This window comes from Winogradskyella pulchriflava (assembly GCF_042434315.1).
Classification (GTDB): domain Bacteria; phylum Bacteroidota; class Bacteroidia; order Flavobacteriales; family Flavobacteriaceae; genus Winogradskyella; species Winogradskyella pulchriflava.
Genome location: NZ_JBHLTQ010000001.1, coordinates 330,667 through 345,106 on the forward strand (window position 1 = coordinate 330,667; position 14,440 = coordinate 345,106).

General features: G+C 33.1%; 12 protein-coding genes. 4 read left to right on the plus strand and 8 right to left on the minus strand.

Annotated features, from left to right (window positions below):
* Positions 1 to 185: 185 nt before the first annotated feature.
* On the minus strand, positions 186 to 476 hold the full coding sequence (locus tag ACFFGA_RS01475) for an HU family DNA-binding protein (protein ID WP_386058621.1): 291 nt from the start codon (positions 474 to 476) through the stop codon (positions 186 to 188).
* Between the two features lie 133 nt (positions 477 to 609).
* Here ACFFGA_RS01475 and mutY point away from each other — a divergent pair, with 133 nt between their 5' ends.
* The 4 genes from mutY to gldD all read left to right on the plus strand — a co-directional run bounded on the left by mutY (position 610) and on the right by gldD (position 4,092).
* A complete protein-coding gene (gene mutY / locus ACFFGA_RS01480; protein WP_386058623.1) occupies positions 610 to 1,659 on the plus strand; it encodes an A/G-specific adenine glycosylase in 1,050 nt (349 codons plus the stop codon).
* Between the two features lie 73 nt (positions 1,660 to 1,732).
* Positions 1,733 to 2,185, plus strand: a complete 453-nt coding sequence (locus tag ACFFGA_RS01485) for a single-stranded DNA-binding protein (protein ID WP_386058626.1) — start codon at positions 1,733 to 1,735, stop codon at positions 2,183 to 2,185.
* Positions 2,186 to 2,206: 21 nt separating this feature from the next.
* On the plus strand, positions 2,207 to 3,526 hold the full coding sequence (locus tag ACFFGA_RS01490) for a gliding motility-associated protein GldE (protein WP_386058629.1): 1,320 nt from the start codon (positions 2,207 to 2,209) through the stop codon (positions 3,524 to 3,526).
* Positions 3,523 to 4,092, plus strand: a complete 570-nt coding sequence (gene gldD, locus ACFFGA_RS01495) for a gliding motility lipoprotein GldD (protein ID WP_386058632.1) — start codon at positions 3,523 to 3,525, stop codon at positions 4,090 to 4,092. The genes ACFFGA_RS01490 and gldD overlap by 4 nt, the downstream gene beginning before the upstream one ends.
* Before the next feature lie 67 nt (positions 4,093 to 4,159).
* On the opposite strand, the gene ACFFGA_RS01500 is transcribed toward gldD, so the two are convergent.
* The 7 genes from ACFFGA_RS01500 to ACFFGA_RS01530 form a co-directional block, all read right to left on the minus strand.
* Positions 4,160 to 6,802, minus strand: coding sequence for a TonB-dependent receptor (locus ACFFGA_RS01500; RefSeq protein WP_386058635.1), 2,643 nt, complete (start codon positions 6,800 to 6,802; stop codon positions 4,160 to 4,162).
* A 161-nt stretch (positions 6,803 to 6,963) separates the two neighbouring features.
* Positions 6,964 to 8,610, minus strand: a complete 1,647-nt coding sequence (gene pgi, locus ACFFGA_RS01505) for a glucose-6-phosphate isomerase (protein WP_386058638.1) — start codon at positions 8,608 to 8,610, stop codon at positions 6,964 to 6,966.
* Positions 8,610 to 9,929, minus strand: a complete 1,320-nt coding sequence (locus tag ACFFGA_RS01510) for a M23 family metallopeptidase (protein WP_386058641.1) — start codon at positions 9,927 to 9,929, stop codon at positions 8,610 to 8,612. The genes pgi and ACFFGA_RS01510 overlap by 1 nt, the downstream gene beginning before the upstream one ends.
* Positions 9,930 to 9,941: 12 nt before the next feature.
* Positions 9,942 to 10,874 carry a tryptophan 2,3-dioxygenase family protein gene (locus ACFFGA_RS01515; RefSeq protein ID WP_386058644.1) on the minus strand — a complete coding sequence of 311 codons (933 nt, stop codon included), beginning with the start codon at positions 10,872 to 10,874 and terminating at the stop codon, positions 9,942 to 9,944.
* Between the two features lie 5 nt (positions 10,875 to 10,879).
* Complete coding sequence (locus ACFFGA_RS01520; RefSeq protein ID WP_386058646.1) at positions 10,880 to 11,668, minus strand: DUF3108 domain-containing protein; 789 nt, start codon at positions 11,666 to 11,668, stop codon at positions 10,880 to 10,882.
* Positions 11,669 to 11,949: 281 nt separating this feature from the next.
* Complete coding sequence (hppD, locus tag ACFFGA_RS01525) at positions 11,950 to 13,110, minus strand: 4-hydroxyphenylpyruvate dioxygenase (RefSeq protein ID WP_386058649.1); 1,161 nt, start codon at positions 13,108 to 13,110, stop codon at positions 11,950 to 11,952.
* A gap of 88 nt (positions 13,111 to 13,198) precedes the next feature.
* Positions 13,199 to 14,356: a homogentisate 1,2-dioxygenase gene (locus tag ACFFGA_RS01530; RefSeq protein WP_386058652.1), complete on the minus strand. Its 1,158-nt coding sequence runs from the start codon at positions 14,354 to 14,356 to the stop codon at positions 13,199 to 13,201.
* Positions 14,357 to 14,440: the final 84 nt, after the last annotated feature.

Below are 14,440 nucleotides of genomic sequence, written 5' to 3' on the forward strand. Positions count from 1 at the left end.
TTAAATTTTATATCAAAGAACGTTTCTTTAAAACTGAAAAAAGTAGTCGTAAAACTACTTTTAACAATTTATTTCTTTTTGTGACGATTAGCGCGTCTACGTTTTTTACGCTTATGCGTCGCTACCTTGTGTCTTTTTCTTTTTTTACCACTTGGCATAATAAATAATGCTTTTTAATTAATATTTTAGTTTACTTCAACATTAGACTTTACACCTTCTATAAATACTTTAGCAGGCTTAAAAGCTGGTATGTTGTGAGCTGGTATTTTAATCGTAGTGTTTTTTGAAATGTTACGACCTGTTTTCTCAGCTCTGGTTTTAATAATGAAACTTCCGAAACCTCTTAAATATACGTTATCTCCACTTTCTAGTGATGATTTTACTTCTTCCATAAAAGTTTCTACTGTAGCTTGTACGTCACCTTTTTCTATACCTAACTTATCAGATATTTTAGCTACTAAATCGGCTTTTGTCATTGTTATTAGTTTTAGGGTTACTATAAATTCTAAGGGATGCAAATATATGTAATTTAATTTCAATATTTCAAGCGTAATTAATTAAAATTTAATGGTATAAAGATTTAATTTTACCAAATCATAAAAAAACCTGATGGATTTTACAAACAAAGTAACTAATTGGTATTCAATTCATAAGCGCGAATTACCTTGGAGAAAAACTACCAATCCATACTATATATGGCTTTCAGAAATAATTTTACAGCAAACTCAAGTTAAGCAAGGGTTACCATATTATGAAGCTTTTGTGACGCAATATCCCACTATTTTTGACCTTGCAAATGCTTCTGAACATGCCATTTTAAAACTTTGGCAAGGCTTGGGTTATTATTCTAGAGCCAGAAATCTACACACTACTGCAAAACATATTGCTTTTAATTTAAATGGGATATTCCCTGATAATTATAAGGAGCTCATAAAGCTAAAAGGTATTGGTGACTATACAGCTAGTGCCATAGCTTCTATAGCTTTTAACGAAGTTGCTGCTGTAGTAGATGGAAATGTATATCGTGTATTAGCACGTTATTTTGGTATTGACACTCCTATTAATTCAACTATAGGAATAAAAGAGTTTAAGGCTTTAGCCTCCTCCTTAATAGATAAGGAGCAACCTGCTACATTCAACCAAGCCATTATGGAGTTTGGTGCACAACAATGCAAGCCAAAAAATCCAGATTGTACAATTTGTCCATTAAAAGATAGTTGTGTTGCACTTCAAAAGAATTTGGTTGATGTGCTTCCTGTGAAATTAAAAAAGACCAAAGTCTCAACTAAATACTTTAATTTTTTAGTTTGTATTGATACCAATAAAAATATCTTATTCGAAAAAAGAACTGAAAAAGGGATTTGGAGAAATCTATACCAATTTCCTTTAATTGAATCCGAAAAAAGCTTAAAAGCAGATGAGTTTTATCTTTTAAACTTAAAAGACACCTTTTTAAACAACCTAGAATTTGATTACGCATTATACAACACAACGGATAAAGTCCACAAACTTTCTCACCAACATTTGCATACCAAATTTTGGATTGTTGAAATTAACGCTCCTTTAAAAGAAGCTATTCCTATTAAAAGCCTAAACAAATATCCTGCTCCTGTTTTAATAAGTGATTTTATTAATACTTTCAATTTTAAGAATTTATAAACATCACATTTTTTTATTAATTTTAATGTTACTATTTAAAAACAGTAACTTTGCAATCTAAAACAGATTAATTATGTCAGGAACGTTAAATAAAGTAATGCTAATTGGGCATTTGGGTGATGAAGTAAAAATGCATTATTTCGACGACAAAAATTGTGTCGGTCGTTTTCCATTGGCAACAAATGAAACCTATACCAATAAGCAAACAAACGAGCGTGTTTCTAATACAGAATGGCACAATATCGTAGTAAGAAATAAAGCTGCAGAAATTTGTGAAAAATATCTGAGTAAAGGTGATAAAGTCTATATTGAAGGTCGTATAAAAACCAGAAAATGGACAGATGATAAAGGTATGGAGCGCTATTCAACAGAAATACAGTGTACTGATTTTACATTCTTAACAAATAAGAATGAACAGCAACAAGGTTCTCCACAAGCTCATGCACAGCAGATGCATCAACCTGAACAACCAAGTCAGAATAGTGTTGTACCACCAGCTGAAGGAGATGATGATTTACCATTCTAAATAATTTAATTTAATTTTCTCTTGGATCCAGAACCCACGGTTTTAATTTCAAATTTATTAGTTACCAACACCTCTTTTATAGTAAGCGTTGTATTACTTATTATTCTTCTGGTTTGTTCTGCCTTAATTTCTGGAGCAGAAGTGGCTTTGTTTTCATTAACCAAATCTAACATTGATGAAGGAATTGAAAACAAATCTCCTGCTATGGAAATTATTTCAACATTATTAGAACGTCCAAAAAAATTACTAGCTACCATTTTAGTAGCTAATAATTTTATAAATATAGCCATAGTACTATTGTTCTCTTTTATAGGCGAAACTCTATTTAGTAATGTCACTAATCTGCTTTTAAGGTTTCTCTTAGAAGTGGTTTCTGCTACTTTTTTAATCTTGTTATTTGGTGAAATTATTCCAAAGATTTATGCCAGTAGAAACAGTGTTAAGTTTTCGTCCTTTATGGCAAGGCCATTAAAAGTTTTAGATGTACTTATTTCGCCAATTAGCTTACCAATGCGATTTGTAACGCTAAAAATTCAAGATAGATTTGCTAAGCAACATTCTAATCTTAGTGTCGATCAACTGTCACAAGCATTAGAGCTCACCAACCATGAAGACACTACGCAAGAAGAACACAAATTATTACAAGGCATTGTCTCTTTTGGAAATACAGACACCAAGCAAGTAATGCGTCCAAGAATGGACTTATTTGCCTTGAATATAGACACTCCTTTTGAAACTATGATAAAAGAAATAGTTGACAATGGATATTCTCGAATTCCTGTATATAAAGAAAGTATAGATGCCATAAAGGGTGTGCTCTATGTAAAAGATTTGTTACCGCACTTAAATAAGAAAAAATTTAACTGGACAAGCCTTTTGCGAGAACCCTTTTTTGTACCAGAAAACAAAAAGTTAGATGATTTAATGGTTGAGTTTCAGGCTAAAAAAGTACACCTTGCTGTTGTTGTTGACGAGTATGGTGGTACTTCTGGTCTTGTTTCCTTAGAAGATATTATAGAAGAAATTGTAGGTGATATTAGCGATGAGTATGATGACGAGGATTTGGTTTACACCAAACTAGACGACAATAACTACAGTTTTGAAGGCAAAACACCTTTAAAGGATGTCTATAAAATAGTTGGCATTGAGGATGAATCTGAAGATTTTGAAAACAGAAAAGGCGAAGCAGAAACACTTGCTGGCTTTGTATTAGAAATCTCTGGTGGTTTTCCGAGGATTGGAAGTAAAATAAATTTTAAAAATTACGTTTTTACTATAGAAGCTTTAGAACGTAAACGCATAAAGCAAATAAAGTTAACTTTAATTAAGCCCAACTTATGAAGCGCATCGTAATACCAATATTAAGCCTTTTTTTTATAGGTTGTGGTGATGACCCATTGCCCAAGCCAAAAGGATATTTAAGATTAGAGTATCCTGATGCGGTGTATGAAAAAGCGAATCCTTCGCTTCCCTTTACATTTGAAAAAAACAAACTAGCTCAACCCATCTCAAAAATAAAAGTATCAAATAACGCAAAAGGTATAGACGTAAAATATCCTGGTTTAAAAGCTACCATTTACCTTACCTACAAAACGGTTAGCAAAGATAATTTAGATAGTTTATTGCGAGATGCTCAAAATTTAACTCAAAAGCACACTATTAAAGCTGATGAAATCGCTTATAAGGATTTTGAAAATAAAGAAGCTAAAGTTTATGGTATGTTATATGAAATTGGTGGTGATGCAGCATCACAATCACAATTTTATGTTACGGATAGTACAAACCATTTTTTAAGTGGCTCTTTATATTTCTACGCAAAACCTAATTACGATTCCATTTATCCTGCCTCAGAATATTTAAAAAAGGACATTAAACGGATCATGGAAAGTGTGCGCTGGAAAGAATAGAACTTTGATTTATAATTCATAAAAAAAGCAGCCGATTGGCTGCTTTTTTTATGCTTTGAAATAATTATTAGAAATTATATCTTAAGCTAGCATTAAACGTTCTACCTATACCTAAATAGTAACCGAAAGAATCTCTTTGGTTGATATAAGCTTCGTTAAAAAGATTATAAACGTTAGCTCTAAATGTTAATGGATTGCTTCCTAAAGTAAATCTATAAGTTATACCAGCATCTGCTAAAGTATAAGCTGGTAATCTTATTGACTCATATTTACCTCCATTTAATGCCTCATCCGCAACATCCGCAGGATCAACGAACTCATAAAGGTCTGTATATATATTGTAATCTAAATCAAATGATAAGCCTTCGCAGATATCAGCAACAAACCCTAAACCAAAAGAAGTTTGTGGTGCGTTACCAATTTTAACGTCAGTTAAGTTTACATTACCATCAGTAGTAATAAAATCACCTGTATCGTCATTTTGTAAGGTGTATGGTGTTTCACCATCATACTTCCAGTTACCTAAAGAACCATAACCTTTTACAGACCATCTTGCTCCTAATGGACGGTATTCCATATCAAACTCAATACCATTATGCTTTTGAGTAACATTTGTCATTCTGTAAGTACTAAATTCATCATCAGAAGTACCTAACTGTCCATCACCTCCTGGTTGCACAGGTCCATTTATAGATAAGAACCTATTTCCCCATTCAGTACTGTAAACATCAATATTTAATCTTAATACATCGTTCTTAAAACGGTAACCACCTTCTAAACCAGTGATTTCTTCATTATCTACATCTGGCTCAGCTAATCTATTATCATATCTAATATCAGCAAAGATGTTATCTAAATAAGGTTGACGAGAATAAAAACCTGCATTTGCAAATACAGAGTGGTTATCATTAAATTTATAAGCAGCACCACCTTTAATGTTATACCCACCTTTAGTCACTTTTTCTGACTTACCTAATCCATTACCTCTACCAGTAAAGAATCCTTCTCTTTGGTAAGACTGAGTAGATACAGAACCTTGTGCAAATGCTGAGAAGTTACTATTAGAATACTCAACTTGTCCAAAACCTCCGACATATTGGATTACTTCTTCATAGTTGTAATCATATCTTTGGTCGTTATCAGCATAGTCAAATAAAGCAGACCATGGGTTAGCTTCAAATGTTTCTGTTATTACATAATCACTTGGACGATCTGTTCTAAAATTATCATTATAACCATCAAGTCCTAAAGTATTCTCTAATTGTCTAAAGTGAATACCGTTATATGTTCTACCATCTATACCAACATTAATATTAAGGTTTTCACTAGCTTCAATATTTAAGTTAGATAACAACCCATACCAGTTATGTGCGTTTACAGAAGATCTTCTTAAATAAGAGTCACCAAATGTACCATACTGACCACCATCTATAGTAGTAGCAGTAGCAATGTTATTTTCAACAATTTGATCAAAGTCAATCTCTCTAGCATTAAGACCATCACCACCAACTCTAACTCTTCCATTACCTACGTTACCAGTTCCACCACCACGTCCCCAAGACGCATATAATACAGTTGATAAATCTAATTTATCATTTATATTAAAATCCCAGTTTAAGTTAGCCACTGGCTTATGATAATAGTTACGTCTCTCTGTGAAACGCTCACCATCTAAAAATCCAGTGTTACTATTAGCTTTTTCACCATAAAGTTGGTAAAACTCTAAATCTTGAGAGAAGTTTTGGTCATGCCATTGTGGAGCACCAGTAATTAAAAAATTGAATGTATTTCTTTCATTTGGCTTGTAACCAACTGAAAATAAATAATTTTGTCCTTGACCAGCAGTACCAATTGAATACTTTCTATGTGCTTGCCAGTGATCTATAAGGAAAGAAAATGCCCAACCTTTATCATTTACACCTGTATTATAAGATGCTGTAGTTTTCACATAGCTATCATTACCACCTGTAAATCTTACAAAACCACCTTTTCTTTTATCAGTAGTTCTAGAAATAATGTTTACAGTACCACCAACTGAAGAAATAGCAAGTTTAGAAGATCCTAGACCTCTTTGTACTTGTACAGCGTTAGCAACATCTGACATTCCAGACCAGTTAGACCAATACATTTTACCGTCTTCCATACCGTTAATTGGCTGTCCGTTTAACATATATGCTGTGTTAACTTGATCAAAACCTCTAAGGAATATTTGGCTATCTCCAAATCCTCCTGCTTGATTAGAAACATATACAGATGGTGTGTTTTTGAAAGACTCACCAAATTCAGCATTACCTGCTATTTTTAATTGAATGTCTTTACCTTTAATTGTAGATACCGCTACAGGAGTCTCTCTTCCTTCAGCTAAATCAATTACACCACTACCAACAATTACTACTTCTTCTAAAGAATTATCTAGGTCTAAAGTAATTGAACCTAAATCAATATCGCCATTAAATTTAATAACCTTAGTTGCAAAGCCAACATAAGAAATTACTATCTCACCAGAATTTGATTGAGCAATTAATGTGAAATTACCATCAAAATCTGTTGTAACACCATTAGTCGTTCCTTTTACTATTACATTAGCACCAGGAAGTGGTGAGTTCATGTCACCATCAAGAACTTTTCCTTTGATAGTGCTTTGTGCATACATTACTGTTGAGAATAGGGTCAAAACAGCAACACATAAAAATTGATTAAATTTTTTCATATAAAATTTAAGTTAATTGGTTTTTTATTCGGCGCTAAATTACGCAAATCTCTAGTTGCTATATTAACTGAATGTTAATAATTGCGCACGTTGAAGTTAATTATAGAATCGTTAAGTTTTATGCGTGCATAATTAATTTCTCAAAAACTTTTTAACACTTTTTAACGTTTATTCTTAAAATAAGATACTAAGCTTTGCGTCGATGCATCGTGGTTTGAAGAAATTGCATCCGTGTTAAGCTCTTTAAGGATAGATTTTGCCAATTGTTTACCTAATTCTACACCAAATTGGTCGTAGCTATAAATATTCCAGATAATGCCTTGCACAAAAATTTTATGCTCGTACATAGCTATAAGTTTTCCTAAGCTTTCTGGTGTTAGCTTCTGAATTAAAATAGAAGTCGTAGGCTTGTTGCCTTCAAATATTTTGAACGGAAGAAGTTTACTTATTTCAAATTCTGAAAGTGATTGAACTTTTAACTCTGAAAGTACTTCGGCTTCAGTTTTTCCATTCATCAAGGCTTCTGTCTGAGCAAAGTAATTAGACATTAGCTTATTGTGATGGTCTTTATTACCATAAAGCGACTCTACAAAACCAATAAAATCTGCTGGAATCAATTTAGTTCCTTGGTGAATTAACTGAAAAAAGGCATGTTGCGAATTAGTTCCTGGCTCTCCCCAAATAATGGTTCCGGTTTGATAATCAACAGGATTTCCATTTCTATCCACACTTTTTCCATTACTTTCCATTATACCTTGCTGAAGATATGTAGCAAACTGATTAAGGTACTGTGTGTACGGAATTATGGCTTCACTTTCGGCATTAAAAAAATTGTTATACCAAATGGTTAATAATGCAGATAATACTGGGATGTTGGTTTCAAAATCAGCGGTCTTAAAATGCTCATCCATCTTGTTAGCACCTTCTAGTAAGCTATCAAAATTCTCATAGCCAACAGCTAAACTAATTGATAAACCAACAGCACTCCATAATGAAAAACGACCACCTACCCAGTCTTTCATTGGAAAAATATTACCCTCATCAATACCAAATGCCTTAACGCTCTCTATGTTTGTTGAAACTGCCACGAAATGTTTTGAAACTGCTTCTTGAGGAAGTGATTGTAAGAACCATGTTCTTATAGAATTGGCATTAGATAAGGTCTCTTGCGTCGTAAATGTTTTAGATACGATGACAAATAGTGTTGTTTCTGGATTTAAGCTCTTAATAACCTCTTGATAATGATCTCCATCTACATTACTTACAAAATGTGTATTCAAATGGTTTTTATAAAACTGAAGTGAATCCACAACCATAGCTGGCCCAAGATCCGAGCCTCCAATACCAATATTTACTACATCAGTTATGGCTTTACCAGTAAAACCCTTATGAACTCCGTTTACTACTGAATTTGTAAAGTCTTCAATTTTTTGCTTTACCTCATGTACTTCTGGAATAACATTTACACCTTCTACAAAAACCTCAGCATTTTTAGGAGCTCTTAAAGCTGTGTGTAAAACTGCTCTACCTTCTGTAGCATTAATAATATCTCCTTTAAAATATTTTGAAATAGCATCTTTTAAATCAACTTCATTAGCTAATTCTATGAGTAAATCTATAGTTTCTGGAGTAACTCTGTTTTTTGAAAAATCAACATAAAAATCTTCCCATTTTACGGTTAAATCATTCGCTCTACTCTCACTGTCTTTAAAAAGTTCTTTTAAATGTTTTGGCTTTAAAGTTTCAAAATGCGCTTGTAATTTTTTCCAGGATTCAGTTTTAGTTGGGTTTGTTGATTTTAATGCCATTATTGTATGTCTGTAATTTGATCTTCAGTTATTGTATTTTCTACTTCTTTAGGTTCGGCTTCTAAGAAAAATATATTGTCGAGTCTTTGCTTAATTGGCTTTATATACTCTAAATATTTTACTTTAAGACTATCTGATATAGGCTTAGCTTCAGGCAATTTTTGCTTAAAAGGGTCAACTTGTTTTCCGTTTTTCCAAAAACGATAGCAAACGTGTGGACCGCCTGAATTACCTGTCATACCAACCCAACCAATTATATCACCTTGCTTTACAAATTGTCCTTTTTTTACATTTTGGGCTTTCATGTGTAAATACTGTGTGGTGTAGGTATCGTTATGCCTAATTTTTACATACTTGCCATTTCCGCCTCTTCTTGTAGATTCTATAACGGTTCCATTAGCGGTTGCCATAATTGGTGTGCCGATAGGTGCAGCAAAATCGGTTCCTTTATGAGGTCTTACTTTATAGCCGTAATATGCAATTCTTCTTTTAAGGTTATATCTAGATGATAACCTTCCAAATTTAACAGGCATTTTTAAAAATGCTCTTCTTAGGTTTTTTGCATCTTCATTAAAATAATCTACAATATTCTTAATAGAATCTGTTTTAAACTGAAATGCATATAGCGAATCGCCATTATGCTCAAAATAAGCGGCTTTTACATTATGTACTCCTGCGTAAATACTATCACTTATGTATTTGTCAGTGTAAATAACTTTAAACCGATCACCTGGTTGAAGACGCCTAAAATCAATAGTCCAAGCATATATGTCATCTGCCATTTTAAAGGCTAGCATTTGGCTTAATCCTTTTTCTTCTAATGTTTCGGAAATATTATTTGTTATTATACCTGTTGCTGTTTTTTCAACGTAGGTTATTGGTTTTGTCCTTGTGTATGCTTGTATTGAATCTTTAAAATCGATAACCACATAATCTTCTAAAGTTTTTTGATAGATAAATGTGGTAGGCTTTTGAATACTATCGTTAACATTCTGCTTAGAAAATAATAGTGTGTATGGCTTACCTACTTGAAGTTTTGTTGCAATATCAAACGTATCTTTTGCTTTTTCTGCTATTTGATAGATTTCAGGGTAACCAATGTTATTTCGCTCTAAAATAATCCCAAATGTATCCCCTTTTTTTACAGTGTCTCTTTTAAATTCGAAATGACTAAGATCAAAGCCAAATTCTAGAATTTTTTCCTCTTCTACTGTTTCTGCTATTTCTTTTTTATAAGCTTCAGCTGCTGAATTATCGTCTTTGCATGCCCAAAAACATGCTATAATTACGGTTATTGCTATTAATCGTTTTAAATGCATTAATGATGCTAATTATAAATTATTTCCCCAATTTTCTAATTCTTCTTCAGACCATAAATCTGGGAAGAAAATACGTCTCTGATATTTAGGATGCATATACTTTTTCCAATCGCTACCACCTGTAGCTTCACCATCACCTATACCACTTTCAATATAATGTTTAGCGGCATTATAGTGTGCCATTACCCAAGTAACGTTTACTGTATAATCGAAATGACGCATGGCTTTCACTAAGTCTTCGTCCTTTTGATCTTCAAGTGGTAATTCCTTAAAACGTGTCCAAAGGTTTTTAGTGTTATACGTTTCCATAAACCTTAAAAACTCATCTTTATAACGTTTTTCAAAATTAACCAAAAGTGTGGATTTTTTTCCAGTTTTATGATCTTTTCCTGCCGCTTGCCAATACAAATGCTCAAAAGCATGAGTGTATGGAGTATTTCTATCTATGTCTTTTCTAAATCTGTAATCTATGAGATTAATTAATTCTGTTGATGCAAACTCTATTAAACGGTACTGTGCGCTTTGAAATCCGCTTGCAGGTGTTAGTGTATAACGGAATTTCATATATTGTTCTACCTCCATACCTTCTCTCATTATATTGAAAGAGGTTGTCAACATATCAAAGTAGCGACTGATGCGCATAATTTTATTTTCAAAGAAAACCACGTCCAAATCCTTTTTTTCCGCTACTTGAGAAATTTCCCAAAGAATCATCTTAAAAATAAGTTCATTGATTTGATGATAGGCAATAAACACCATCTCATCTGGCAACGTAGTTCGTTGAATCTGAAGGTTTAACAACGCATCTGTTTGTATATAATCCCAATACGTAATCGGCTTGCTATAAAGCAAGCCGAATAAATGGTCGTCTGTATCTTGGTCTATTTTTGTGTACTTCTCCTGAAGTGCTTTTATAATGTCGTCGTAGTTAGGTTGGTCTGGCATAAATTTTAATGAAAGGTTTTAAAAGAATGTTTAAGCCCTTTAAAAGCTACTAAATCTGCTCTAAGTGAGCCTACAGCTAAATCTGCTTTAATTTTTAATGGTATTTTATTTTTATCATCACTTACCCAAAGTGTTAAACTTTCTTCTTCCTTAAACACACGTCCAGCCATTACATAAGGTCTGAATTTTAAGGAATTTACTTTTACTTCGGTTCCGTTGATATCAAGCTCAACGGTTTCTCTACCTAAATATTTTAATTTAAAACCATAATTTTCTTCATCAAAAAACATATTGGTCATTATTTCATCTCCTTGTTTTAAAGACGGAATATCAATATTATTTCTTAAATAATAGTACATAGATACCATATCCTGAACATCTTGTGCTGTAGTGAAGGTATCTACTTTCTTTTTCTTTTTGTCCTTCACTATAGCCTTTCGTTCACTATGGTCGAAATCTATTTCTATATCCTTAGTATGGCCACCTTCGTCAATTTTTCTTATAAATTTATAAGGAGCCCCTGTTTCTTTATCAAAATAGCTTTCGTAGCGGTCTTCCACTTTAAAGAACCATTTAATTGCACCTGTTGTCCAACCTTTGCCGACAACATGATATACTGGCTTACCTTTTAACGTTGATTCTTTAAGTGATAAAGTTGCATTACCAGCTTTAAGAAAGCCACTATAACTCATCTTAAACTTAAACCACTCGCCTTCCTGAAAAGCCGATTCTTGATTTGCGTTTGGACCTTTTAATCCTACAAGGAATACTAATATGGTAAATAAATATTTCATAATCTCAAGTTTGTAAATTTAAATAATGTAACTCAATTTTCATGTTACAATTATCTTAAATACAATTACTATTCCAAATGTATTAAAACCCTGAAAAACAACCCAAAACATTAGCTGATTTTAAAAAAATTTCGATTAATGCTCACATTTTTAAAATTTAGCGATAGTAATACAGAACAACTGAAACACATAAGATTCTAAGGATATTATTTATGTGTAGAAATTTAGAGTTGGTTTTTTATAAGCGCGTTTATCAGTAGGGAGTTAAACGCGCTTTATTTTTATAATGTGCCTCGTTTGGCTTGTTCTCTTTCAATAGATTCAAATAAGGCTTTAAAATTACCTGCTCCAAAACCTCTTGCTCCCATTCGCTGAATGATTTCGAAGAATAAAGTTGGTCTATCTTCAACTGGTTTGGTGAAAATTTGAAGCAAATAGCCTTCTTCGTCGGCATCAATCATTATACCTAATCCTTTTAAGGTTTCTATATCTTCACGCAGTTCGTGGCTAAACTCTTCTAATCGTCCTGGTACTGCTCTGTAATATTCTTCTGGAGGTATTGATAAAAACTCAACACCTCTTGCTCGTAATGCTGAAACGGTATTTATAATATCATCTGTTGCTACAGCAATATGTTGCACACCTGGACCTTCATAAAAATCTAAATATTCTTCAATTTGCGAACGCTTTTTACCTTCGGCTGGCTCATTAATTGGGAATTTTATTCTACCATTACCATTACTCATAACTTTACTCATTAGTGCTGAGTATTCTGTATGGATTTGCTTATCATCAAATGATAAAAAGTTGACAAATCCCATAACATCTTCATACCATTTTACCCAAGTATTCATTTCTCCCCAACCTACATTCCCAACCATGTGATCTATGTATTTTAAACCTACCGGTTCTGGATTATAATCAGATTCCCATTTTGTGAAACCTGGCATAAATACACCGTTATAGTTTTTACGCTCTACAAACATGTGTACAGTTTCACCGTAGGTATAAATTCCGGCTTTAACCACTTCACCATATTCATCCGTTTCCACTGTTGGCTCCATGTATGATTTTGCACCGCGACTTGTGGTTTCTTCGTAAGATTTGCGTGCATCATCAACCCAAAGCGCTACCACTTTAACTCCATCACCATGTTTTACAATATGTTCGTTTATTGGATTGCTAGAGTTTAATGGTGTAGTTAAAACCAACCTTATTTTGTCTTGCTTTAGCACATAAGAAACCGTGTCCTTACTTCCTGTTTCTAAGCCTTTATAGGCATATGACTGAAACCCAAATGCCGTTTTATAAAAGTGAGCGGATTGCTTTGCATTACCCACATAAAATTCAACATAATCTGTACCTAAAAGCGGAAGAAAATCTTGCGCTCCTTCAAAAATCTTTTCTAAGCCGTAATCAACGGATTTTATTTCTTTACTCATTTTTTAATCTTTTGTCATTCCTGCGAAGGCAGGAACCTGTTTATTTTATTTAATTCATGTGGATTCCTGTCTTCACAGGAATGACAATCTACTCCAACCAAGATTTATAGTAGTCTTCGTCAGCTATTTTTAGTGCTTCTTCGGTAACTTTTAACGGCTTAAAAGTATCTACCATTACAGCCAATTCATCAGTTTTTACCTTACCTATACTACGCTCCATAGCTCCAGGATGTGGTCCATGAGGAATGCCTGCTGGATGTAATGAAATATGTCCTGCATCAATATCATTTCTACTCATAAAGTCGCCATCCACATAATATAATACCTCATCGCTATCTATGTTACTGTGGTTATAAGGCGCAGGCACAGCTAAAGGATGGTAATCGTATAAACGCGGCACAAAACTACACACCACAAAAGCATCAGTCTCAAAAGTTTGATGTATTGGTGGTGGCTGGTGTACACGACCTGTTATGGGCTCAAAATCATGGATAGAAAATGCATAAGGGTAATTATAACCATCGTAACCCACAACATCAAAAGGATGTGAGGCATAAACCATTTCTATAATTTCGTCTTGCTTTTTAATTTTTATTAAAAATTCACCAGACTCATTATAAGTCTCCAATTCTTGCGGTTGACGTAAATCGCGCTCACAAAACGGTGAATGCTCTAATAGTTGACCAAACCAATTTCTATAGCGTTTTGGTGTATAAATTGGTCTGTAAGATTCTACTATAAAAAGGCGATTATCTTCTGTGTCAAAATCTAATTTGTAGATTATACCTCTTGGCACTAAAAGATAATCTCCATATTTAAAATCTAAATTCCCAAGATGAGTTCTCAATTTTCCCGTGCCTTTGTGGATAAAAATCAATTCATCAGCATCTGTATTTTTATAAAAATAATCTTGGGTTGATTGTTTTGGTGCTGCCAAAATGATGTTACAATCACTATTTGTTAAAACAATCTTTCTACTATCTAAATAATCGTTTTCTGGTTTTACTTTAAATCCATGAAAACGATAAGATTGTATATTATTGGCCTTGGCAACTTTTGGGGCAACACTGTACTGTTTTTTAATTTCTTTGACTTGTGTTGGACGTTGCTCATGATAACTATTGGTAGACATCCCATCAAAACCTATAGTACCAAACAACTGCTCGTAATAAAAAGAGCCGTCAGGTTTTTTAAATTGTGTATGTCTTTTTGGAGGGATTTTCCCTAATTTATGATAAAATGGCATTTTATATAAAGTTTATACGTTAAAAGGTTTATACGTTTATTTGTATAAATCTAACTGTTTTTAAAGGTACAAAAAATGCGTGTT

Coding starts and splice junctions, on each gene's coding strand:
- ACFFGA_RS01475 (WP_386058621.1), bottom strand. CDS start 476: ATGACAAAAGCCGATTTAGTAGCTAAAATATCTGATAAGTTAGGTATA.
- mutY (WP_386058623.1), top strand. CDS start 610: ATGGATTTTACAAACAAAGTAACTAATTGGTATTCAATTCATAAGCGC.
- ACFFGA_RS01485 (WP_386058626.1), top strand. CDS start 1,733: ATGTCAGGAACGTTAAATAAAGTAATGCTAATTGGGCATTTGGGTGAT.
- gldD (WP_386058632.1), top strand. CDS start 3,523: ATGAAGCGCATCGTAATACCAATATTAAGCCTTTTTTTTATAGGTTGT.
- ACFFGA_RS01500 (WP_386058635.1), bottom strand. CDS start 6,802: ATGAAAAAATTTAATCAATTTTTATGTGTTGCTGTTTTGACCCTATTC.
- pgi (WP_386058638.1), bottom strand. CDS start 8,610: ATGGCATTAAAATCAACAAACCCAACTAAAACTGAATCCTGGAAAAAA.
- ACFFGA_RS01510 (WP_386058641.1), bottom strand. CDS start 9,929: ATGCATTTAAAACGATTAATAGCAATAACCGTAATTATAGCATGTTTT.
- ACFFGA_RS01515 (WP_386058644.1), bottom strand. CDS start 10,874: ATGCCAGACCAACCTAACTACGACGACATTATAAAAGCACTTCAGGAG.
- ACFFGA_RS01520 (WP_386058646.1), bottom strand. CDS start 11,668: ATGAAATATTTATTTACCATATTAGTATTCCTTGTAGGATTAAAAGGT.
- hppD (WP_386058649.1), bottom strand. CDS start 13,110: ATGAGTAAAGAAATAAAATCCGTTGATTACGGCTTAGAAAAGATTTTT.
- ACFFGA_RS01530 (WP_386058652.1), bottom strand. CDS start 14,356: ATGCCATTTTATCATAAATTAGGGAAAATCCCTCCAAAAAGACATACA.